Below are 22979 nucleotides of genomic sequence, written 5' to 3'. Positions count from 1 at the left end.
CCACCTAGCTCATGACGTCAGACGCGCATTCCGAGGAGGTACCCCCGGAGTGGCACCCGACCCCACCCCCGGGAAGGGGCGCGATGCCACGCCGGGTAACAACAGGGGCGCGAGGAACTGCGCGCTCAGCCCCCGCCAAGGGAAGGTCGCGCGGGCCACCGCAACCCCCACCCCGGAGCGGCCGGAGCTCAAGCAGACGCCCCCGCGAGCAAGTGGCCCATCCCCTCGGGCGAGAGCAGATGCGCCACCGCGAGGCGCCGCGCGCCCTCGATGCCCGCCCTCCGGCCGAGGAGCGTCGTCTCGATCGCGACCGTGCGGGTCGCGAGCGGGAGCGCGCGGCGGTACACCGCCGCGCGGATGTCCGCGAGCAGGTCGTCGTGGAGGCTCGCGATACTGCCGCCGAGCACAATCGTGTCGGGATTGTAGAAGCTGACCAGCGACGCGATGACGTCACCGAGCCGCTGCGCGGCCAGCCGCACCTGGCGGCGGGCCAGCGGATCGCCCTCCGCGACGAGGCGGACGACGTCCGCCGCGTGCTCCGCGGGCAGGCCCGCCTCGCGCAGCGTCGCGGCGATCGCCGCGCCGGAGGCGACCGCCTCGACGCAGCCGGTGTTGCCGCAGTGGCACAGGACGTCGTCCTGTCCGGGCACCCGGATGTGCCCGATGTCGCCCGCCGCGCCGGTCGCGCCGCGGTGCACGACGCCGCCGGAGACGATGCCGCAGCCGATGCCGGTGCCGACCTTGACGTAGAGCAGGTGGTCGGCGGCGGGCCGGTGGCCGTACTCGCCGAGGGCCATCATGTTGACGTCGTTGTCGACGAGCACGGGCGCGGGGTAGCGGTCGGCGAAGAAGCCGGGCACCCGGTAGCCGTCCCAGCCGCGCATGATCGGCGGCCGGACGACCGTGCCCGTACTGGCCTCGACCGGTCCCGGCACCCCGATGCTGATCGCCCGGACGTGGGCGGCGGGGTGGCCGGCGGCGGCGAGGAGGCGGCCGAGCTGGCGGTGCAGCCCGCTGAGGACGGCCTCGGGCCCGTCGTTGATGTCCAGCTCGTCGGTGGCCTCGACGAGCACCGTGCCGCCCAGTTCGGCGACGGCGACGGTGCTGTGCGTGGCGCCGAGGTCGACGGCGCACACCACGGCGCCGGCGGAGGCGAGTTGCAAGGTGAGCGGCGGGCGGCCGCGGTCGGTGGCGACCGTACCGGTCTCGACCAGGACGCCCTTGGCGATCAGCAGGTCGACGCGCTGGGCGACGGCGGCCCGGGACAGGCCGGTGGCGGTGGCGAGCTGGCTGCGCCGGGTGGTCCCGGCGGCCACCAGGCCGGCGAGTTCGCTGAGCGCGGCCAGTTGCCGGTCGCTTGCTGCGGTCACCAGGCGCTGCCTTTCGTCGGACGGGCACTGCACGAGCGCGATTTATGACAGAAGTTAGCGGAAATCTCGCCATTGTCAACCGAAACCCGGGTGGCTAGCGTCTTATGCAAGCGGAATGGGAGGGCTTTTGTGGGCGGGAACGCAGCATCCGCGCCCGGTTCGTCGTTGCGTACGGCGATCGCCGGCGTGGGGATGATCGGGCGCGTGCATCTGGACGCGGTGCGCCGTACGGGCGCGCCGGTGGTCGGTGTCAGCGCCTCGACCCCGGCGCGCGCCAAGGAGGCCGCCGCCGCGCTGGGCGTGGAGCGCGCCTTCGACAGCTCGGCGGAGCTGGTCACCAGTGACGACGTGGACGTGGTGCACATCTGCACGCCCAACGACGCGCACGCCGAGCTCGCCGCGCTCGCGCTGCGGGCGGGCAAGCACGTGGTGTGCGAGAAGCCGCTGACGACGTCGGCGGCGACGGCCGGCGAACTGGCCGCGCTGGCCGCGGAGTCGGGCCGGGTCGCCGCGGTGCCGTTCGTCTACCGCTACCACCCGATGGCCGCCGAGGCGCGGGCCCGGGTGCGGGACGGCCGGGCCGGCGACGTACGCCTGCTGCACGGGCACTACCTGCAGGACTGGCTGTCGCAGCCGGCCGACACCAACTGGCGGGTCGACGCGGTGGCGGGCGGCCCCTCAAGGGCGTTCGCCGACATAGGCTCGCACTGGTGCGACCTGGTCGAGTGGGTGACCGGGCACCGCATCGCGGAGCTGACGGCGACCAGCCAGACGCTGCCCAGGGCGGGCGGGGTGCCCGCGACGGAGGACGCGGTGCAGCTGCTCTTCCGCACCGACCGGGGCGCGACGGGCGCGCTGACTGTCTCGCAGGTCTCCCCCGGCCGCAAGAACCGGCTGTGGTTCGAGGTGGACGGCAGCGTCACGTCGCTCGCCTTCGACCAGGAGAACCCGGAGACGCTCTTCGTCGGCAGCCGCGGGGAGAATGCCGCGGTGCAGCGCGATCCGGCGGTCCTGTCGCCCGACGCGGCCCGGCTGTCGGTCGTCCCCGGCGGCCATCCGATGGGCTATCTCGACTGCTTCGCGGCCTTCGTCCGCGATGTGCACTCCGCCGTCCGCGCCGACGGCACCGGTGGGCCCTTCCCCACCTTCGACGACGCCGCCCGCATGGTGCGCCTCACCGAGGCCGTGCTCGCGTCGGCGGCCGACCGGTCCTGGAAAGAGGTCTCCTGAGATGAAGCTGGGCTTTCTGACCGCCTGCCTCCCGCAGCTGCCGCTGGAGGAGATCGCGGCGTGGGCGGCCGCGCACGACTACCAGGCGCTGGAGGTGGCCACCTGGCCGTCCACCGGCTCCCGGGAGTTCGAGGCCAGCCACATCGACGTGACCGGCTTCGGCAAGCGGCAGGCCGACGAGGTGCGCGCGCTGTTCGAGCGGCACGCCCTGGAGCTGTCGGCGCTCGCCTACTACGAGAACAACCTGCACCCGGACGAGAGCCGCAGGGCCGAGATCGCCGCCCATGTGCGGGCGAACGTGGACGCGGCCGCGCTGCTCGGCGTCCCTTACGTGGGCACCTTCATCGGCCGCCACCCCGGCCTGTCGGTGAAGGAGAACATCGCGCTGGCCGAGCGGGAGCTGCCGCTGCTGGTGGAGTACGCGGGCGAGCGCGGTGTGAAGATCATCATCGAGAACTGCGTGATGGAGGGCTGGCACCCGGACGGCTACCCGGGCAACCTCGCCTACTCCCCGGAGCTGTGGGAGTGGATGTTCGGCCTGGGCCTCTACCTCAACTACGACCCGTCGCACCTGATGTGGCTGGGCATCGACCCGGTGGCGGCGCTGAAGCCGTACATCGACCGCATCCCGCACGCCCAGGCCAAGGACGCCCAGCTCGACCCGCGGGCCAGGGACCGGTACGGCTTCTTCGGCCGGACGGTCGAGCGCGCCGACGGCTGGGACAGCGGCTGGTGGCGCTACCGCGTTCCCGGCCTCGGGGACGTGGACTGGCGGCGGATCGTGGACACGCTCTACGAGGGCGGTTTCACCGGCGTGCTGTCCGTCGAGCACGAGGACCCGGTGTGGAGCGGGGACACCACCCGCGTCACCCAGGGCCTGGAGATCGCCCACCGCACACTGCGCCCCCTCATCGTCGGCTGACCCGCACAGGAGGATTTGTTTCCATGCCCGAGCCGCTGAGCATCCAGCTCTACACCCTCCGGGACCAGATGGCCGCCGACCGCGACGGCACGCTGACCCGGCTCGCCGAGATCGGCTACCGCTCGGTGGAGCCCTACGACCCGACCGCCGACCCGGCCGGTTTCCGCAAGCTCGCCGACGACCTCGGCCTCACCGTGCCGAGCACCCACGCCTACGCGCTGTTCAGCAAGGACGCCGGCGAGGTCTTCGACGCCGTGCGGACCACCGGCACCGACCGGGCGATCATCCCGGGCGGGATCGACCACGACCTCTTCACCACCACCGACGGCCTTCAGCAGGTCGCCGACCGCCTCAACGGCTTCGCCGCCCAGGCCGCCGAGCACGGCGCGCTCATCGGCTACCACAACCACTGGTGGGAGATCGAGCCGCGCTTCGAGGGCCGCACCGCGCTGGAGGTGCTGGCCGACCTGCTGGCGCCCGAGGTCTTCCTGGAGGTCGACACCTACTGGGCGGCCGTGGGCGGCGCGGACGTGCCCGCGCTGCTGCGCGCGCTGGGCGACCGGGTGTTCTCGCTGCACGTCAAGGACGGTCCGGGCGTCAAGGAGCAGCCGCACACCGCGGTCGGCCAGGGCACGATCGACGTGCCGCCGATCCTCGCGGCGGCGCCGGACGCGGTCCGGATCGTGGAGCTGGACTCGTGCGCGGGCGACGTCTTCGAGGCCGTCGCCGCCAGCCACACCTACCTCACGGAGCTGGAGGGGCGGTCATGAGCCGCGGTCCGGTCGGGGTGGCGCTGATCGGCGCCGGTGTCATCAGCACCCAGTACCTGACGGCGCTGTCCGGCTTCCCCGACGTCCGCGTGCTGGGCATCGCCGACCTCGACGTCGAGCGGGCCCGCGCGGCGGCGCAGACGTACTCGGTGCCCTTCGCCGGGGACGTCGCCTCGGTGCTCGCGCTGCCCGAGGTCGAGATCGTCGTCAACCTCACGATCCCGGCCGCGCACGCCGAGGTCGCGAGCGCGGCGCTGCGGGCGGGCAAGCACGTCTACGGCGAGAAGCCGCTCGCGCTGGCGCCGGCCGACGGGGCGAAGATCCTCGCCGAGGCGCAGGCCGCCGGGCTGCGGGTGGGCAGCGCGCCCGACACCTTCCTCGGCGCCGGCCTCCAGTCGGCGGCGCGCGCGGTGAGCGCGGGGGTGATCGGCGAGCCGGTGAGCGTCACGGCCGTCACCCAGGGCCCGGGCCCGGAGAGCTGGCACCCGAGCCCGGAATTCCTCTTCCAGTACGGCGCCGGGCCGCTGTTCGACATCGGCCCCTACTACCTGACGGCGCTGGTGGCGATATTCGGGCAGGTCAGCCGGGTGTCGGCGACAGCTCGGCAGGCGCGCGCGGAGCGGGTGATCGGCTCGGGCCCGAAGGCGGGCACGCGCTTCGCGGTGGAGGTGCCGACGCATGTGCACGCGCTGCTGGACTTCGCGAGCGGCCCGAGCGCGGCGGCCACCTTCAGCTTCGACTCGTCGGTGCCGCGCCGGATGATCGAGATCACCGGCACCGAGGGCACCTTGTCGCTGCCGGACCCCAACACCTTCGAGGGCCCGCTGCGGGTGCAGGCGCTCGGCGCGCAGGAGTGGAGCGAGCTGCCGGTGGCGGGGTCGACGGCGGGCCGCGGTATGGGCGTGCTGGACATGGCCCGCGCGATCCGCGGCGGGGAGCAGCACCGCGCCTCGGGCGAGCTGGCCCAGCACGTGCTGGAGCTGATGGCCACGATCACCTCCTCGGCCGAGCAGCACGCCGTTCTCCCGCTGGAGTCGTCGGCCCCGGCCGTACCCGTCCTGCCGGACGACTGGGACCCGGTGGCGGCCACGCTGTCCTGACGCAGCCCGCCACCGACGCGCCCGGCCGGCCCTTCCGTGGGGGGAGGGGTCGGCCGGGTCCTTTTCTGCGGGGGTGCTACGGGTAGTTCGTCAGGTCCGTCACCTGGTGGCCGCTGTTGACGGCGGCGCCGGTGTTGTTGATGACGTGGCTGATGGTGCCGGTGCCGCCCAGGGAGACGGTCACCATGTCGTGGAAGCGCACGCCGGAGGTGTCGGGCACCTGGAAGGCGTTGGCGGAGACCACGGACGGGTTGGAGCTGAAGTAGCAGTAGCTGCCCAGGCCCCATGCCTCATGGCTGGTGACCGAGGAGGCGACCTTGTAGGCGGGGTAGCCCTGCGCGGAACCGTTCATCCAGGAGGCCTGGTTGGGCGGGTCGTAGGGCATCTCGTTCTGGAAGAAGTACGTCCGCCCGCCGTTGCCGTTCCACAAAACCTGCGTCTTCTGGAAGTGTTCGACGAACAGCCCGTACGCCGTCACATTGGCACCGTTGACGATCAGGCCGGTGTCGGCGGTGTTGGTGCCCCAGCCGACCGTGCCGCCGTTGCCGTGGTCGGCGCGCCAGATCCAGGTGTGGTCGATGATCGTGTTGCTGCTGTTGATCACCAGGGAGTTGACGGCCTTCCCGACGGTCGCGCCGCCGATGCGGAAGAAGACGTCGGACAGGCTCACCGGGTCGGCCGCGTGCGAGGCGGACGAGCCGGCCGGGCCGATCTGCATCAGCTGCTGCGAGCTGGTGGTGCCGGCGTCGATGAGCAGGCCGGCCAGCTTGATGCCGTCGACGTCCGCGGTGCTGAGCGCGGTGATCCCGTTGTCCGGCACCAGCGTGGCCAGGCCCAGGCCCAGCACGACGGTGTCGGGACGGGTGACGTTCAGCGTCTGGTTGAGGTGGTAGACGCCCGGGGTGACCAGCAGGTTCTTGCCCGCCGCGAGGGCCGCGTTCATGTCGGCCGCGGTGGCGCCGGGCTTGGCGACGTAGAACTGGTCGAGCGGCAGCGACTGGCCCTGCGGGGTCTTGCCGCTCCAGGTGGTGCCGGAGGCGTTGGACTGCAGCGCGGGCACGAAGACCTGGTAGTTGCCCGACCCGTCGACGTACAGAAACGGCTTCTCGCGGATGGTGGGCGAGGAGGCGACGTTGGTGTAGGTCGGGAAGGACTGGCCGGGGGCGCCCTGGTCGCCGACGAAGACCATGTTCCAGTTGGAGCCGGACCAGCTGCCCATCGTCGAGTCGCGGGTCAGGAACTGCTGCTGGGAGCCGGAGCGGATCTGGCCGTCGACCTTGGTGTCGGAGATGAAGCCGCCGCTGGACCAGCCGCCGTCGTCCAGCGCCAGGTTGCCGCGTACGTGCATGCGCCGGTAGGGCGCGGCCTGCGAGACCGCCCAGCGGTCGGTGCCGCCGGTGGGGTTGACGGACATGTTCTCGGCGTCGCGCCAGAAGTTCTGCGTGGCGTTGCCGCCGAACCAGTCGGCCTCGGCGTGCACGGCGCCGTTGATCGTCACGTCGTCCGGGCTCAGGCCGAGGCCCGCGACCTGGGTGTAGAAGCCGACGTTGACGTCCGCGCTGTAGGTGCCGGGCTTGAAGAGCACGGCGTAGCGCTGGCTGCCGAACTGGTTGCTCTGCTGCTGGTTGAAGATCGAGGTGAGCTTGGACTGGATCGAGGACGCGGACATCGACGGGTCGAAGACCACGACGTTCGGCCCGAGGTCCGGGTCGTTGCCGGTGGGCGGGGTGGTGGTGCCGCCGTCCGAGCCGGAGACGGTGAAGGACTGCGCGGCGGTGCCGTTGCAGGTGTACTGCTGGAGCTGGACGCTGTCGGCGGTGGAGGCCCCGGGCACGTCCAGGCACTTGCCGCTGTTGCGGTTGACGAAGTGGAAGGAGCCGCCGGCCTCGGCGACCGGCAGCCACTGCTGGTTGGCGCCGCCGCCGTACAGCCACAGCTGGGTCTTGGCGCTGTCGGCGGTGGACACGTCGGTGACGTCCCACACCTGGTTCGGGGCGGGGGCGACGCCGACGCGGTAGTAGCCGCTGTCGGTGGCGGTGAACTGCCACTGCTGGGCGGCGCTGCCGTTGCAGGCGTACTGCTGGACGGCGGTGCCGTTGGCGGTGGCGGCGGCGCGGGCGTCCACGCACTTGCCGCTGCCGACGCCGGTCACCGAGGCCGGGGCGGCGGGGATGGTCGCGGCTGCCGCGCCGGGCGCGGAGAGCAGGGCGAGTCCGGCGCCGGCCGGGAGGAGCAGTGCCGCTACGAGAGCGGCGGTTCTTCTGCGGTGGGGGCTGGGGCGGATGTGCGTGCCGGGCCCGGTGGAAACCTGGGTCACACGTCTCTCCTCGGTCGCGTTGTGGGGTCGCGATGCGGAGTGGACGCTAGGGGCGCAGCTGTCGGCGCGTCAATACACATCAAAAAATAAGTCGTGAATTATGCGGGCCGGAAAAAGGGCCGGACCTCCCGGTCCGGCCCCTGAGCTGCTCGGCAGCCGCTCTCAGCTGTCGAGCGTGCCGGTCGCCAGCAGCCCGATGAGCACGAAGCCGATCACGATCCGGTAGATCACGAACGAGTTGAACGAGTGCCGCGCCACGAACCGCAGCAGCCAGGCGATGGAGCCGTAGGCGACGACGAACGACACCAGGGTGCCGACCGCGAGCGCGCTCGCGCTGACCCCGCCGCCGGTGGCGTCCTTGAGCTCGTACAGCCCGGCGCCGGTGAGCGCGGGCAGGCCGAGGAAGAACGACAGCCGGGTGGCCGCCATCCGGTCGAGGTCGCGGATCAGCGCGGTGGAGATGGTCGCGCCGGAGCGGGAGAAGCCGGGGAAGAGCAGCGCCAGGATCTGCGACGTACCGACGTACATCGCGTCCTTCACGGTGACCTCGTCCTCGCCGCGCTTGAACCGGGCCATCTGCTCCGCGGCCCACATGACCACGCTGCCGACGATCAGCGACAGGGCGACGACCCACAGCGACCCCAGCGGACCGTCGATGAGCGGCTTGGCCGCCAGCCCGACGATCACGATCGGGATCGTGGAGTAGATCACCCACCAGGTGAACTTGTAGTCGTGGTTGTCCCGCTCGTTCCTGTTCGTCAGCCCGCGCAGCCACGCGGAGACGAACCGCATGATGTCCTTGAAGAAGTACACGAACACCGCGGCGATGGCGCCGACCTGGATCACCGCGGTGAAGGCGACGACGGACTTGTCGTCGACCTTGATGTTCATCAGGCCCTCGGCCATCTTCAGATGCCCGGTGGAGGAGACCGGCAGGAACTCGGTCACTCCTTCCACGACTCCGAGAATGACGGCCTGGCCGACGCCGATGGCACTCATGTGGGTGGTGGTCCTGTCCCCTGGTCCGCCGGTGATCAGCCGGCCCGCTGGTGACGACTACACATGCGTAGACGTCCGGTGGCGACTCTAGAGGATCGGCGGCCGGACCCCGAATCCGGGGAGGTCCGGCCGCCGTGGTGCGGGACAGGTCAGCGGTGCGCCCAGGTCACGTCAGCAGGCGCCGAGGTCCTGCCACACGCCCCACTCGCCGGTGGTGCCGGGCTCCTCGCCGGTCGTCCACCACTTGGCCTTCCAGGTGTGGCCGCTGTGGGAGACGGTGTTGCCGCCGACGTAGATCGCCGAGCTGCTCCACGGGGCGGCCGTGCAGGCGGTCGTGCCGCCGGTGACGGTCAGCGTGAACGTCGCGTTGTGCGCGGCGCCGGACGCGGTGCCCGTGACGGTGAGGGTGTAGGTGCCGGAGACGGCGGCGGCGGTCGTGGAGACGTTCAGCGTCGCGTTGCCGCCCGCCGTGACCGAGCCGGGGCTGACCGAGGCGGTGACGCCGGCCGGCGCGCCGCTCACGCTCAGGCTCACCGACTGGGCGCTGCCCGCGGTGACGGCGGTGTGCACGCTGGATGTGGTGGAGCCGCCCGCCGTGACGGTGGCGGAGGCCGGGGACAGCGACACCGAGAAGTCGTTGGTGGGCGGCGTGGTGGTGCCGCCGCTGTTGAACGCCGCGAAGGTGTGACTGAACTGCCAGGTGCTCTGCGCGATGCCGGAGCAGGTGTCGGAGCCGCCCTGGCCGGGGCAGCCGCCGTTGTCGCGCTGCAGGGCCCAGAAGGACAGCGTGTTGACGCCCTTGCTGACCGCCCAGTTGTAGACCTGGGTGGCGTCGGCGGTGGTGAACGTCTCGGCGGCGCCGAAGTCGTCGATGCCCGGCATCTCGATGATGCCGACCATGTTCCAGATCTGCGCGTCGGTCTTCGACGTGTAGAGCTTGGCCAGCTGGTCGTGCAGGCCCTGGGTGGCCGTCTGGGTGTCGTTCGCCATCTCGTGGGTGGCGTTGTCGTAGTAGTCGAACGTCATGAGGTTGACGACGTCGACGTTCACCCCGTTGGAGATGGCGTTCTTGATGACCGACAGGCCCGAGCCGTCGCCGGCGGTGCCGGTGGTCAGACCGTGGGTGGTGGTCGGCAGGGTGTAGGAGATCTGCAGCGTGCGCCCGTTGGCCGCGGCCCAGTCCTGCGTCATCTTGAGCGCCTTGTTGCGGCGGTCGATGCCGGCGGCCTTGGTCAGCGAGTTGTCCTCGATGTCCATGTCGAGCCGGCTGATGTCGTAGGTGCTGACGACCTTCTCGTAGGCGGCCGCGATCGAGGCGACGTCGGTGCAGCTGTCGGCGATCTCGGTGCCGGTGTTGTCGGCCGTAAAGCCGCCGAAGGACGGGATGACGTCGCCGCCGCCGGCCTGGATGGTGTCGATGTCGGCACCGAAGTTGGCCTGGCTGATCGGCATCGAGCTGTCGCCGTTCCAGTACGGCGTGCAGGAGCCGACCGACGGGGTCTGGATGAAGGCCATCGTCAGGTACTTGTTGCCCGACGCGGCGGCCAGGCCGGAGAGGCTGTCGCCGTTCCATGCCTCGAAGTACGGCGCCGAGAGGTGCTGGGGCAGCGGGGTGGCCGCGTGGGCGGCGCCGCCGCCGGTCAGGGCCAGCCCTGCGGCGGCGGCTGCGGTGGCGAGTCCGGTGAGCAGTGCGCGGGCTCGCCCTCTACGAACGGGTCCGGTCATGGACCGCGCTCCTTCCAGGTGGGGGGATCAGCAGACGGCGGCCTGCTGGTCTGGACCAATACTGTTGGTCCAGACCACTCGACTGTCAAGAGTCCTAACAGATAATGGAGTTGAACCACCCGGAAGCAGATTTCCGGCGTTCGCGGCCTTTCCGGCAGCCGCCGGTCGGCGGAGAACCGCCGCGCCCGGGGCCGGGCGCGGCGGTGACCTTGCCGGATCGTGCGGACTGCCGGTCAGCGGCCCCAGCTGGTGAGCGCCAGCGCGGGCACGAACCGCAGCGCGTCGACCGAGCCGACACCGGTGGCCATGTCGTAGCCCTTGACCGCGGTGTAGCCGGGGACCCCGCCGTAGGTGTTGTTCGTGCCGTCCGCGGCGTCCACGATGCCGCTGAACTTCGGGCTGCCCTTGGCGAGCGTGTACAGCGCCTGGTGGATGTCGCCCACCCGGTGCCCGCCGAACTGGTCGGCGAGCGCGACGATGCCGGAGAACAGCGGGCTCGCCTCGCTCGTGCCGCCGTAGACGTCCCAGCCGGTGGCCGTCGGGTCGTAGCTGGAGTAGACCCAGGCGCCGCCGTCCACCGCCGCGGCCATCGAGATGTCCGGGGTGCCGCGGTGCGCGCCGACCGTCTTCTTGACGCCGTCCTGGTACGACGGCCGGGCGAAGACGTGCGACTGGCCGCCGCCGCCCGCGCCGTAGTCGTTGTACACGCTGTCCGGCGCGGTGCGGTTGCCCGCCTCGTCCAGGTGCAGCTGGGTGCCGCCGATCGAGGTGACCAGCGGGTCCGCGGACGGCCAGGAGTTGACCTGGTAGGGGTAGTCGCCCGAGCCGTCCTCCACCGCGTCGGTCGCGCCGTCGTCGCCGGAGGAGGCCAGCACCGTCACGCCGTGCCGGGCCGCGTCCTGGAAGGCGTAGCGCAGGCCCTGGATGCTGGAGAAGTCGCCCTTGTCGAAGCCCGGGAAGGTGTTCTCGGTCGCCCCGAAGCTCTGGGTGATGACGTCGCCCACGTTGTGGTCGATGAGGTACTTCTCGGCGTCCATCATCTCCGGCAGACCGACGACGCCCTCGGTCTCGGCGACACCGGTCTCGACGAGCACGATCTTCGCGTCGGGCGCGACGGCGTGCGCCATCTCGACGTCCAGCGTGGACTCGCCCGCCCAGCCGGTGTGGTCGGGGTTGGTCGGGTCGAACGGCGGCACGTCGCCCCACTTGACGACCTGCACCTTGCTGCTCTTGATGCCGAACTGGGCGCTGTAGACGTCCAGGTCGTGCTGGATCGTCGGCGAGCCGAACGAGTCGACGATGACGATCGTGCGGCCCTTGCCCGTGACGCCAGCCCGGTAGAGCGGGTTGAGGTCGTACGCCTGCCGGTACTGCAGCGGGGTGTAGCAGTTGATGCCCCACTGCGCCTGGCACTGGGCCAGCGTCAGCGGGCTGCTCACCCCGTGCACCAGCCGGTGGCCGGCGACCGCGGGCACCGCCTTGGCGGCGGGCACGTGGGCGGCGGGCGCGGAGGCGGTGGCGCCGCCGGCCGGAGCGGCGGTCAGCACGGCGGCGGTGAGGGCGGTGGCCCCGGCCGCGGCGACCGCTGCGGAGCGCGGGCGGAATCTGCGCATGGACTCTCCCTGGGTGGAGGACGACCGCACGAGACGGATGACTGATCACATCGGAGAGATCATGCCCAGGACAAGAGTGCCTCCCGGATTACGGCAGGTCGCTTTACCCGGATGGCCCTCCTTTTACCGTGCCATGACCGGGGCATGACGAAGCGTCCGCCCAGCGGGACCTCCGGGGGGCCGGGCGTACCGTCAGGAGACGATGTCCTTGGTGCGGAAGCCCCGGAAGGCGAGCGCGGTCAGCACGATCGCGTACGACACCGACACGGACACGCCCTGCAGCATGGAGCCCCACTCCAGGTCCGGCTGGAGGGCGTCCGCCCAGGAGAACTGCCAGTGCGCGGGCAGCACGTCGCGCCACGAGCCGAGCGCGGTCACCGCGTCCAGCACGTTGCCGACGATCGTCAGCCCGACCGCGCCGCCCACCGCGCCGAGCGGCGCGTCGGTCCTCGTCGAGAGCCAGAACGCCAGCGCCGCGGTGACCAGTTCGCTCACGAAGATGTACGCGACCGCGATCGCCGCCCGCGGCAGCGCGTCGCCCGACGCGAGCGCCCCGCCGGTGGGCAGCTCCAGATCGCCCCAGCCGTACGCGACGGTGCCGGCCGCGAGCGCCACCGCGGGCAGCAGCACGATGGCCGCCGCGCTGAAGGCGAGCGCCACGGTGAACTTCACGCCCAGCAGCCGGGTCCGCGGCACGGGCGCGGCCAGCAGGTAGCGCAGGCTCGACCAGCCCGCCTCCGAGGCAACGGTGTCGCCGCAGAACAGCGCGACGGGCACCACCAGCACGAAGCCGGCCGACACGAACAGGCACGTCGCCGCGAAGTTGCCGCCGGACGCGGTCGCGGTGTCGATCAGCGTCGGGCCGTTGCGGCCCTCCTTGGGGGTGCCGCCGATCGCGAAGGCGATGATCAGCACGAAGGGCAGCGCGGCCAGCAGCCCGAACACCACCATCGTGCGCCGCCGCCGCAACTGCCGCCGGGCCTCGACGCGCAGCCGCAGCGTGCGGCCGGGCCGGTAGCCCTCGGCGGTTTCCCGGCGCGGCACCGCGGCGGGCGGCGGCGCGGGAGCGGGGACGGGTGCGGGCGGGGCGGCGCTCATGCCGAGCCTCCGATCAGGGTCAGGAAGGCGTCCTCCAGCCGGCGGTGCGGCCCGACCCGGGCCACCGGGACGTCCAGCCGGACGAGTTCGGCCACGAACTGCGCGGACGTCAGCCCGTCCAGCACCGCGAGCAGGCCGTCCTCGGCGCGTACGGCGGTGGCCACCCCGGGCAGCCCCGCGACCTTGTCGACGACGTCCGCCGGCATCTCGCCGTCCACGCCGACGAGCACGGTGTCCTCCGAGCCGACGATCTCGGCGACGGGCCCCGCGGTCACCAGCCGGCCGCGGTCCATCACCACCAGGTGCGTGCAGCTCTGCTCGACCTCGGCCAGCAGGTGGCTGGAGACGATGACGGTGCGCCCGCCGGCCGCGTAGCGGATCATCACCTCGCGCATCTCGCGGATCTGCGGCGGGTCGAGACCGTTGGTCGGCTCGTCGAGGATCAGCAGGTCCGGCAGGCCCAGCATGGCCTGGGCGATGGCGAGCCGCTGCCGCATGCCCTGCGAGTACGTGCGCACCGCGCGCTCCAGCGCGTCGCCGAGGCCCGCGATCTCCAGCGCCTCGGCCAGGTGCGCGTCGCCCGGCGGGCGGCCGGTGGCCTGCCAGTACAGCTCCAGGTTGGCGCGGCCGGTCAGGTGCGGCAGGAAGCCGGCGCCCTCGACGAAGGCGCCGAGCCGCGACAGCACCGGCGCGCCCGGCCGCACCGCCTCGCCGAAGACCCGGATCTCGCCCTCGTCCGGGTGGATCAGGCCCATCAGCATCCGCAGCGTGGTGGTCTTGCCCGCGCCGTTCGGCCCGAGCAGCCCGAGCACCTGCCCCGGCTCGACCCGGAAGGACAGGTCGCGCACCGCGTAGCGGTCGGCGGATTTCGCGTAGCGCTTGCTCAGCCCGGTGATCTGCAGCGGCACCGCCGCGAGCGCCGGGTCGGCGGGGCGCGGCCGCACCCGGCGCCGCCCGGTCACCAGCAGCGCCGCGGCGGCCAGCAGCGCGGCCGGCGGCAGCGCCCACGTCCACCAGGGCAGCGGCCCGGCGGCGTCGGACAGCTCGGTGTCGACGGGCACGGTCAGCTGCGGCCCGGCCAGCGACACCGTCACCGACGCGGCGGCCGCGGGCGAGGCGTACCCCAGGTCGGTCGTGGCCACCACCAGCCGCAGCCGGTGGCCGCCGGCGAAGTCGTGGTCCACGGCGGGCAGTCGCAGCGTCACCAGGGTGCCGTCCGGTGATCCGGTGACGCGTACGGGCGCGGCGAGCCCGGCGGGCAGCGTCTGCTTGCCGCCCGGCGTGACGTCGTAGAGCTTGCCGAAGAGCACCACGTCGGGTGCCTTCGTGGCCACCCGCAGCGTCACGGTCGGCGAGCCGGTCAGATGGGTGTGGGCGGCGAGCGGCGCGGAGTCGAAGCTCGCGAACTGCCCGGGCATGTCCGTGGACAGGCTCGCGCCGAGCGACGACAGGGCGCTCAGCGAACCGGCGCCGGGCACCGCGGAGATCGCCGGCGGGGAGCCGCCCGCGGGGCTGAGGATGCGCTGCGGGCCGCCGGTCAGGGTGACCCGGCGGGCGGAGGAGCCCTCCAGGCCCGGGTAGGAGTCGGCGGTGGCGCCGCGCAGGACCACGCTGCCGTCGGTGGAGTTCAGGCCGCCGGTGCGGGTGACCCGGAAGGCCGGGCCGGTGTCGGCGCCCTTGTCGCCCTTGAGGTAGCGGTCGAACCACGCGGTGACCCGGCGGTCGACCCGGGCGTCCTCGGTGTCGCCGCCGTCGTGCCCGCCCGCGATCCAGTCGACGGCCACGGGCGCGCCGTTGGCCCGCAGGGCGGCGGCCGCCGCGTCGGACTGCGCGAGCGTGAAGAGCGAGTCGGTCTGGCCCTGCACGATGAGCGCGGGCACCTTGATGCGGGACGCGACGGCGGCGGGACTGAGCGCCGCGAGCTGCGCGGTGGCGGCGGCGTCGGGGCGGCCGGCCTGCGCGACACGCTGGTAGAGGGCGCAGATCTGCGGTGTGAAGCGGCCGCACACCGGGTCGCTCGCGGCGGCCGCGGCCGCCGCTTCGCGCAGCTCCTGCTTCGTCGGGGCCTTGTCCCCGTCCGCGGCGGCCGCCGCGGGCAGCGGCGTGGCGCCGGAGGAGAAGAAGATGCCGGCCCACAGCTTCTTGTAGACGTCGTCGGGGAAGAGCGCGTCCGCGAGGTTCCAGTACGTCTCGCGGGGCGCGATCGCGTCCACGCGGTGGTCGTACCCGGCGGCCAGCAGCGACACCGCGCCGCCGTACGACACGCCCGTGACGCCGACCCGCGGGTCGCCCGGCGCGTCGAGCCGGACCTCGGGGCGGGCGGCGAGCCAGTCGATGAGCCGGCTGACGTCGGCGACCTCGCCGTCCGGCGCGTCGAGCCCGATCTGCCCGCCGGACGCGCCGAATCCGCGCGCCGACCACGTCAGGACGGCGTAGCCGTGCCGCGCCAGCGACTCGGCCTGGCCGCGCACCTCGTCCTTGCTGCCGCCGAAGCCGTGGCCGAGCAGCACGGCGGGTCTGCGGCCGCCGCCGCCCGCGGTGAAGTAGGAGGTGTCCAGGCGTACGCCGCCGGCGCCGGTGAGCATCGCGTCGGAGCGGTGCACCGCGGGGCCGCCGCCGGCCGCCGCGGCCGTACCGACCGCCGCACCGCCCGCCACGAGCACCGCGAGCGCCCCCGCACCGGCCAACCACCGCCTGCGCCGCGGCCATCGGAGATCCATCCCACGATCCTAGGCGGCAAGGATCCGCAGGCCGCGGACGGGGCGGGGGCTCCCCCGCGTTTCCCCGGCTTTTCACAACGTGCGGCGCCCCGGCCGCGACGGGGCGGGGCGCCGCGCGGGCGGTCAGATCCGGGTGACGGGGCGCATCGCCATGCCCTCGGTGAGGGCCCAGCCGTACAGCCGCGCCGCGTCGTCGTAGGAGACGGAGTCGAGGCCGTCGGGCAGGTCGAAGATGAGCGTGCCGTTGAGCTCGGTGCCGTCGCCGGAGACGAGGGTGGCGGTGAAGCGGTCGGACCGGTCGTACTCCGCCTCGCCGCCTTCGTCGGCGCCGAAGACGTACAGGCCGGCGTACGCCTTGCCGCCGCCCGGGACGACGAGCGGGTCGGTGTCGACCTCGCCGAGGGTCCGCACGATGTCGGCGTCGTTGCCGGCCCCGAGCCGCACCTGCGGGGATTCGTTGAGGACGCACGGCGTCCTGGTGCCGTTGGTGACGGTCAGCAGGAAGTGCCGCGGGGTCTCCCCCGCGGCGTCCTGGAGCTCGACGGCGGTGTTCAGCTCGGTGACCTGGCAGTCCTTGTACTTCGTGCCGTTGCCGCCGCTGGTCTCGCCGGTGTCCCCGGTCCGGTCGTCGGCGGGCGTGCTGGTGGCTGTCCCGGTGCCGGAGTCGGTCGTGGACGCGGTGGCCCTCGGCGTGCCCTTCCCGGCCGGCGCCGGGCTCGACGGGCCCGCGGCGTCGTCGTCGCCCTGGCAGGCGGTGGCCGCCAGCAGCACGGCGGCCGCGGCCGCTCCCAGGAGGGTGCCGCGCAGGGCGCGGCGTACCGGGCCGGTTCTGGCCGTCTTCGTCTTCATGCGGTGGTCCGTTTCCCCCGGGACCGGTCCGGCAGGACCGGTCCATGTGCGATCGACGCCGCAATTCTGACCCGCGGGGCAGCCCGGCTCCGGCGGACCGCGCGTCTGTTACCGCCCCCGTACGAACTGGCAGCGCGGGCGTGACCGTGCCCGCGGGACCGGCTACGGCGGGGGCGGCGCCGCTCCTGGCGGGCGCTGTCGGTGGCCCGCGGTACGGTGCGGGAAAGGATGTGACGGGACGGGAGGAAAGGCGCATGAAGGGCACGTTGACGGCCGCCCAGCGGCGCGCGCTCACCGGTTCCGACCCGGTGACCGGGCGGCTGACCGCGCGGGCCGACGTGTGCGCCGCGCTCGCCGCCCACGGGCTCGCCGTCCGCCACGGGCGCAGCGGGCACCACGGCTACTACCTCACGCCGGAGGGCCTGCGGCTGCGCGCCGACCTGACGGCGGCCCGCCCCGACGTCCCGCCGCCAGGGCGTCCCGCACCCGCCGCCGACACCTTCGCCGCCGACGACGGGACGGGGACGGGACCGCCCGGCGGGCCGCGGCGCGCCGCCGAGGTGGCGACCGCGTGGGAGGGCCTGCTGCGGATCAGGTCGCTGCTGCTCGACGGGGCGACCGGCGCTCCCGCGCCCTGGGAGCGGGACCGCCCCGTGCACGCCGTCGCCCTCGCCCTGGAGGCCGCCGGATGCCCTCCCGCCCGCCCCGGCTCCCCGGGCTACGCGGTGACGGCCGCCGGGGAGCGGGAGGGCGAGCCACGGGTCGCCTGGCGCGGCGGCCCGGAAGGGACGGCGGCGATACGGGCGCTCGCCCGCTGCGCGGAGCTGCTCGGCCGGTACGGCTGGCAGTGCACCGAGCACCGCACGCGCGAGGGCGAGCCCTTCCTGCTGGTCTCCCCCAGCCGCACCCGCTGAGCCGGGGCCGATCCGTACGGCCCCTGTCCCTGCCCGGGTACGACCGATCTGCCCACGCACGTCCCCGTACGGCCGCCTTCACCGGCGGCGGGGACGCGGATTAAGGTCGTTGACCATGGAATACCGTCATCTCGGCCGCAGCGGCCTGATCATCAGCGAGATCGCCTACGGCAACTGGCTCACCCACGGCTCCCAGGTGGAGGAGGACGCCGCCACCGCGTGCGTGCGCGCGGCCCTGGACGTCGGCATCACCACCTTCGACACCGCGGACGTCTACGCGGGCACCCGCGCCGAGTCCGTACTCGGCCGCGCGCTGAAGGGCGAGCGGCGCGAGGGCCTGGAGATCTTCACCAAGGTCTTCTGGCCCACCGGCCCCGGCCACAACGACCGCGGCCTGTCCCGCAAGCACATCATGGAGTCCATCGACAACTCCCTGAGCCGCCTGCAGACCGACTACGTCGACCTCTACCAGGCCCACCGCTACGACCGCTTCACCCCGCTGGAAGAGACGATGGAGGCCTTCGCCGACGTCGTGCACTCCGGCAAGGCGCACTACATCGGCGTGTCGGAGTGGACGGCCGACCAGATCCGCCGCGCCCACGCGCTGGCGCGCGAGCTGCGGATCCCGCTGGTGTCCAACCAGCCGCAGTATTCGGCGCTGTGGCGCGTCATCGAGGGCGAGGTCGTCCCGACGTCGGAGGAGCTGGGCATCGGCCAGGTCGTCTTCTCCCCGATCGCCCAGGGCGTCCTGACCGGCAAGTACCTGCCGGGCGAGCAGCCCCCGGCCGGATCGCGCGCCACCGACGACAAGGGCGGCGCCAACATGATCAGCCGCTGGATGCGCGACGAGGTGCTCGCACGGGTGCAGGAGCTCAAGCCGATCGCCGCGGAGGCGGGCCTGAGCCTCGCGCAGCTCGCGGTCGCGTGGGTGCTGCAGAACAAGAACGTCTCCGCCGCGATCGTGGGCGCCTCGCGCCCCGAGCAGGTGGGCGAGAACGCGAAGGCGGCCGGCGTGAAGCTGGACGCCGAAGTGGTGGAGCGCATCGAGTCGATCCTCGCGCCGGTCGCGGTGACCGACCCGCTCAAGGTCTACGAGAACGTCCCGACCAAGCGGCCCTGACCCCGCGGGGCCCTGCGGGGCTCGGCGTACGACGCTCCCGGGCCGCCTCCCGCGGCGGCCCGGGGGCGCGGGTCAGACCTTCACGCCGTGGGCGCGGAGGAAGTGCAGGGGGTTGATGTCGTCGCCGTACGACGGGCCCGTCCGGATCTCGAAGTGCAGGTGCGGGCCTGTAGCGTTGCCCGTGGAGCCGGAACGGGCGATGCGCTGGCCCTCGGTGACCTGCTGGCCGACCTTGACGGAGATCTGCGACAGGTGGCCGTACTGGCTGTAGTGCCCGTCCGGGTGCCGGATCACCACCTGGTAGCCGTACGCCCCGCCCCACCCGGCGGTGACGACCTTGCCCGAGGCCACGGCGTGCACGGCGGTGCCGGTCGGGACCAGGAAGTCCTGGCCGGTGTGGTGGCCGCTGGACCAGTGGCTGCCGGAGGCCTGGTAACCGGTGCCGAGGGCGGCGTGCACCGGCAGGGTGTAGCCCGTGGAGTGCGTGACGGAGGCGGGCTCGGCGGTCTTCTTCTGCGCGGGCTTCGGGGCGGGCTTGGCCGCCGGTTTCGCGGCGGGCTTGGCCGCAGGTTTGGCCGCGGGCTTCACCGCCGGTTTGGCCTGCGGCTTCGGCTTGGGCTTCGCCTTCGCGGGCGGGGCGTCCAGGGCGAGCCGCTGGCCGGGGAGTATCAGGTCCGGGTCGTCGCCGACGACGCCGCGGTTGTCGGCGTAGAGGCGCGGCCAGCCGCCCTTGACGTGCCGGTCGGCGGCGATCCCGGAGAGGGTGTCGCCCCGGACGACCGTGTAGTGCTCCTGCCCGGCGGGCTTCTTCGGCGGCGCCGCGGTGGGCTTCTTCGCGGCGGGCTTCTTCGCGGGGGCCTTGGGCTGCGCCTTCGCGGGGGCCTTCGCCGTGGTGTGCGCCGTGGTGTGCGCGGTCGCGGGGCGTGTCTTCGCCGCGGGGACGTGCACGGTGTGCGACGCGGTGGCCACCTCGCGGGTGAGCCCGGCGCGCCGGGAGCACACCGGCCAGGCGCCGGGGCCCTGGCTGCGCAGCACCCGTTCGGCGACGGCTATCTGCTCGTTCCTGGTGGCCAGGTCGGCGCGCGGGGCGTACGTGCCGCCGCCGAAGGACTTCCAGGTGGAGGACGTGAACTGGAGCCCGCCGTAGTAGCCGTTCCCGGTGTTGATGTGCCAGTTGCCGGACGACTCGCAGTTGGCGACCTTGTCCCACACATCGGTGGTCTCGGCGTGGGCCGTGCTCAGGCCGATGAGCGGCAGCGCCAGACCGGCACCGCCCGCGGTAACGGTCAGCGAGGCCTGCGAGACCCGGCTCGGACGGTATCGGCGGTGGCGCCCGCGTAAGGCCATGGAACGCGTCCTCTCCGGACCGGCCCGGCACCGTGCGGCCGGGCTGCCATACGCCCGAATTGCCGGGCGGGCACAGAGTAGGCCCGCCCCGGGCGCGCCACAAGGGCGCATTCGGCGCGGAGGCGTTCTCCCCGGGCTCCCCCCTCCGGCTCCCCGCGGCTCCCCGGGCGCTGCCGGGAGCGGGCGGGAATGGCGGGGCGGCGTGAGCGTTGGAATGAGGGTGAGTTCCGTACTGCGCGACACGCCCTTCTCGCTGCTGGACCGGTCCCGGACCCGGGAGGGCGGGGACGGCCCGCAGGCGCTGCGGGAGACGGTCGCGCTGGCCCGGGAGGCGGAGGCGCTGGGCTTCCACCGCTTCTGGGTCTCCGAGCACCACTCCGTACCGGGCGTCGCGGGCTCCGCTCCCACCGTGCTGGCCGCGGCCGTCGCGGCGGCGACGTCGCGGATCCGGGTGGGCACGGGCGGGGTGATGCTGCCCAACCACCGGCCGCTCGTCGTCGCCGAGCAGTTCGGGGTGCTCGAAGCGCTCTTCCCGGGGCGGATCGACATGGGGCTCGGCCGTTCCGTGGGCTTCACCGGCGGCGTACGGCGGGCGCTCGGGCACGGCAAGGACGCGGCGGAGGATTTCGACGGGCAGGTCACCGAGCTGCTCGGGTGGTTCACCGGTGAGCAGGCCGCGCACCCCGGGGTGCACGCCTGGCCCGCGGAGGGCCTGCGCCCCGCGCCCTTCCTGCTGGCCACCGGGAGCGGCGCGGATCTCGCCGCGCGGCTCGGGCTGCCGCTGGTCATCGGCGGGATACGCGGGGAGGACGCGATGCTGCGGGCGGTCGACCGCTACCGCGCCGGCTTCCGGCCGTCGCGCTGGGCCGCTGCCCCGCACGTCACCCTCTCCGGCACGGTCGCCGTCGCCCCCACCCCGGAGGAGGCCCGCCGCCTCCTGCTCCCCGAGGCCTGGTCCACCGCGTACTCCCGCACGCACGGCTCCTTCCCCCCGCTCCCCCCGCCGGAGGCGGTGGAATCCCGCGCGATGACCCCCGCGGAGCGGGACCACTTCGCCGCTGCCCTCACCGGCCACGTCGCCGGCCCCCCGGACGAGGTCGCCGCCGCCCTCACGGCCCTCCTCACCCGCAGCGCGGCGGACGAATACCTCGTGACGACCAGCACGTATGACCGCCGTCGGCTGCTGGAGTCCCACCGGGCCCTCGCCGCGATCCTCTCCTCCTGAGCCCCGCCGGGCCGGGCTCCCGGCCGCCCCCGGGACGAGGCTGCGGCTGCGCCGCGGGGCGCCCCGTCAGGGGCTGCGCTTGCGGCGCCGGGCAACCATCAGGGGCGCGGGGAACTGCGCGGCCCGCCCCCACCGGCCGGTGGTCCGGTACGGACCGAACTGCCCCTTCGGGCCGGTGACAACGTGACGGCACGTCGTGGCTGGTCGCGCAGTTCCCCGCGCCCCTAAAAACGCTCGCCCGGCGCCGCAGGCGCAGCCCCCCGCGCGGCAGCGCAAACGCTCGCCCGACGCGGCAAGCGCGGCCGCCCGCGCGGGCGGGGAGTGGGCCGGGTGGCGTAGAGGGGCCACCCCTCGGGGTGGGGTACGGGCCTGGTCATCGCGCCGCGAAGGCATTGGCGTTCATACGGTGAACATATGAGCAACCGCCGCGCAGCCCCCCGTGTCCCGCACCGCGTCGCCGCAGCGCTCGGCGCGGGCTGCTGCCTCGCCGTGTTCGCGGCCCCCGCCGCCCCCGCGGGCGCCGCGACCGGCGGGACGGGCGACGGCAGCCCGAGCCAGGCGGTCGGCGGTGCGCTGCTGGCCGAGCCCGGCACGCACGTCGACCTCCAGGACGGCGCCCCCGAGCTGCCGGACGGCATCTCCGCGCTGTCGTGGACGGTCTCCGACGCCCGCACCGGCCAGGTGCTCGCCGCCAGGAACGCGCACCGCGAGCTGCCGCCCGCCTCGACCCTCAAGACGCTCTTCGCGCTGACCGTGCTCCCCCGCTTCCCGGCGGCCGAGACGCACAAGGTCACCGACGAGGATCTGCTGGGCATCGGCGAGGGCAGCAGCCTGGTGGGGGTGCAGCCGGGGCAGACGTACACCGTGGCCGACCTGTGGCGCGGGGTCTTCCTCGCGTCGGGCAATGACGCCGTGCACGTCCTGGCGCACATGAACGGCTCCGTCGAGCGGACGGTGTCCCAGATGCAGGCCAAGGCGCGCATGCTCGGGGCCGACGACACGCACGTCGTCTCGCCGGACGGCTACGACAACCCGGGCCAGGTCTCGTCCGCGTACGACCTGGCGGTCTTCGCACGCGCGGGGCTGGCGAACCACGACTTCGCCTCGTACGCCTCGACGGCGTCCGCGGAATTCCCCGGCGGCTACGACGCGCAGGGCGACTACATCAAGGAGTTCGGCATCCAGAACACCAACCGGCTGCTGACCGGTGCCCAGGGCGTGCACCCGTACCCGGGGCTGATCGGTGTGAAGAACGGCTACACCACCAACGCGGGCAACACCCTGGTCGCCGCCGCCAAGCGGGACGGTCGCACGCTCATCGTGACCGTCATGAACCCGCAGTCCGGCCTGCCGCAGGCGGTCTACACCGAGGCCGGCAAACTGCTGGACTGGGGCTTCGCCGCCGCCGGGCACACCACCTCGGTCGGCACCCTGAACTCCGCGCCGACCGCCTACCACCTCAAGAGCGTGGCCGCGTCGGTCCCGGTACCGGCCCGGCAGGCGCCGCACCCCGCACCGGCCGAGCACTCCTCCCCCGCGCACGACAACACCTCGGCGCGGGCCTGGTACGTCGGCGGCGGCCTGGCGGTGCTCGCGGCCGGCTCCGTCCTGCTGCTGCGCCGCAAGGCGGGCAACGGCCGCGGCCGCTGACGCCCCGTAC

Annotated in this window: 17 protein-coding genes; 8 read left to right on the top strand and 9 right to left on the bottom strand. The window is 73.4% G+C overall.

The window, feature by feature from the left end:
- Positions 1–188: 188 nt before the first annotated feature.
- Positions 189–1370, bottom strand: coding sequence for an ROK family protein (locus tag ACH4SL_RS25975; RefSeq protein ID WP_398449575.1), 1182 nt, complete (start codon positions 1368–1370; stop codon positions 189–191).
- A gap of 129 nt (positions 1371–1499) precedes the next feature.
- Here ACH4SL_RS25975 and ACH4SL_RS25970 point away from each other — a divergent pair, with 129 nt between their 5' ends.
- From ACH4SL_RS25970 to ACH4SL_RS25955, 4 genes are read left to right on the top strand one after another with little or no spacing between them, the layout of a single operon-like run.
- On the top strand, positions 1500–2600 hold the full coding sequence (locus ACH4SL_RS25970; protein ID WP_398449573.1) for a Gfo/Idh/MocA family protein: 1101 nt from the start codon (positions 1500–1502) through the stop codon (positions 2598–2600).
- A gap of 1 nt (position 2601) precedes the next feature.
- Positions 2602–3522 (top strand): sugar phosphate isomerase/epimerase family protein, encoded by a 921-nt coding sequence (locus tag ACH4SL_RS25965; RefSeq protein WP_398449571.1) that lies wholly within the window; start codon positions 2602–2604, stop codon positions 3520–3522.
- 23 nt (positions 3523–3545) lie between these two features.
- A complete protein-coding gene (locus ACH4SL_RS25960) occupies positions 3546–4292 on the top strand; it encodes a sugar phosphate isomerase/epimerase family protein (protein WP_398449569.1) in 747 nt (248 codons plus the stop codon).
- Complete coding sequence (locus ACH4SL_RS25955) at positions 4289–5392, top strand: Gfo/Idh/MocA family protein (protein WP_398449567.1); 1104 nt, start codon at positions 4289–4291, stop codon at positions 5390–5392. The genes ACH4SL_RS25960 and ACH4SL_RS25955 overlap by 4 nt, the downstream gene beginning before the upstream one ends.
- A gap of 76 nt (positions 5393–5468) precedes the next feature.
- Here ACH4SL_RS25955 and ACH4SL_RS25950 read toward each other — a convergent pair whose 3' ends face one another.
- The 7 genes from ACH4SL_RS25950 to ACH4SL_RS25920 all read right to left on the bottom strand — a co-directional run bounded on the left by ACH4SL_RS25950 (position 5469) and on the right by ACH4SL_RS25920 (position 16713).
- Positions 5469–7709: an RICIN domain-containing protein gene (locus tag ACH4SL_RS25950; RefSeq protein WP_398449565.1), complete on the bottom strand. Its 2241-nt coding sequence runs from the start codon at positions 7707–7709 to the stop codon at positions 5469–5471.
- 162 nt (positions 7710–7871) lie between these two features.
- Positions 7872–8708 carry an undecaprenyl-diphosphate phosphatase gene (locus tag ACH4SL_RS25945; RefSeq protein ID WP_398449563.1) on the bottom strand — a complete coding sequence of 279 codons (837 nt, stop codon included), beginning with the start codon at positions 8706–8708 and terminating at the stop codon, positions 7872–7874.
- A gap of 171 nt (positions 8709–8879) precedes the next feature.
- On the bottom strand, positions 8880–10433 hold the full coding sequence (locus tag ACH4SL_RS25940) for a glycosyl hydrolase family 18 protein (RefSeq protein WP_398449561.1): 1554 nt from the start codon (positions 10431–10433) through the stop codon (positions 8880–8882).
- Positions 10434–10666: 233 nt separating this feature from the next.
- On the bottom strand, positions 10667–12046 hold the full coding sequence (locus tag ACH4SL_RS25935) for a S8 family serine peptidase (protein ID WP_398449559.1): 1380 nt from the start codon (positions 12044–12046) through the stop codon (positions 10667–10669).
- Between the two features lie 192 nt (positions 12047–12238).
- The gene (locus ACH4SL_RS25930; protein ID WP_398449557.1) at positions 12239–13144 is read right to left on the bottom strand and encodes an ABC transporter permease; all 906 of its coding nucleotides are present in this window, start codon (positions 13142–13144) and stop codon (positions 12239–12241) included.
- Positions 13141–15864: a CocE/NonD family hydrolase gene (locus ACH4SL_RS25925; RefSeq protein WP_398449554.1), complete on the bottom strand. Its 2724-nt coding sequence runs from the start codon at positions 15862–15864 to the stop codon at positions 13141–13143. Before ACH4SL_RS25925 ends, ACH4SL_RS25930 begins: the two co-directional genes overlap by 4 nt.
- 123 nt (positions 15865–15987) lie before the next feature.
- Positions 15988–16713: a DUF4232 domain-containing protein gene (locus tag ACH4SL_RS25920; protein WP_398449552.1), complete on the bottom strand. Its 726-nt coding sequence runs from the start codon at positions 16711–16713 to the stop codon at positions 15988–15990.
- 254 nt (positions 16714–16967) lie between these two features.
- Here ACH4SL_RS25920 and ACH4SL_RS25915 point away from each other — a divergent pair, with 254 nt between their 5' ends.
- Together ACH4SL_RS25915 and ACH4SL_RS25910 are read left to right on the top strand one after the other, a co-directional pair.
- Complete coding sequence (locus ACH4SL_RS25915; RefSeq protein WP_398449550.1) at positions 16968–17627, top strand: hypothetical protein; 660 nt, start codon at positions 16968–16970, stop codon at positions 17625–17627.
- A 115-nt stretch (positions 17628–17742) separates the two neighbouring features.
- On the top strand, positions 17743–18747 hold the full coding sequence (locus tag ACH4SL_RS25910) for an aldo/keto reductase family protein (RefSeq protein WP_398449548.1): 1005 nt from the start codon (positions 17743–17745) through the stop codon (positions 18745–18747).
- Between the two features lie 72 nt (positions 18748–18819).
- On the opposite strand, the gene ACH4SL_RS25905 is transcribed toward ACH4SL_RS25910, so the two are convergent.
- The gene (locus tag ACH4SL_RS25905; RefSeq protein ID WP_398449546.1) at positions 18820–20094 is read right to left on the bottom strand and encodes a transglycosylase family protein; all 1275 of its coding nucleotides are present in this window, start codon (positions 20092–20094) and stop codon (positions 18820–18822) included.
- A gap of 214 nt (positions 20095–20308) precedes the next feature.
- Here ACH4SL_RS25905 and ACH4SL_RS25900 point away from each other — a divergent pair, with 214 nt between their 5' ends.
- Together ACH4SL_RS25900 and ACH4SL_RS25895 are read left to right on the top strand one after the other, a co-directional pair.
- Positions 20309–21319 (top strand): LLM class flavin-dependent oxidoreductase, encoded by a 1011-nt coding sequence (locus ACH4SL_RS25900; RefSeq protein ID WP_398449544.1) that lies wholly within the window; start codon positions 20309–20311, stop codon positions 21317–21319.
- Positions 21320–21733: 414 nt separating this feature from the next.
- Positions 21734–22969, top strand: coding sequence for a D-alanyl-D-alanine carboxypeptidase family protein (locus ACH4SL_RS25895; RefSeq protein ID WP_398449542.1), 1236 nt, complete (start codon positions 21734–21736; stop codon positions 22967–22969).
- Positions 22970–22979: the final 10 nt, after the last annotated feature.

It is taken from the genome of Streptomyces sp. NPDC021020, assembly GCF_044333285.1.
In the GTDB taxonomy this organism is placed as follows: Bacteria; Actinomycetota; Actinomycetes; order Streptomycetales; family Streptomycetaceae; genus Actinacidiphila.
The sequence above is the reverse complement of the archived record's forward strand: the minus strand, read 5'-3'. Positions and strand labels throughout refer to the sequence as shown.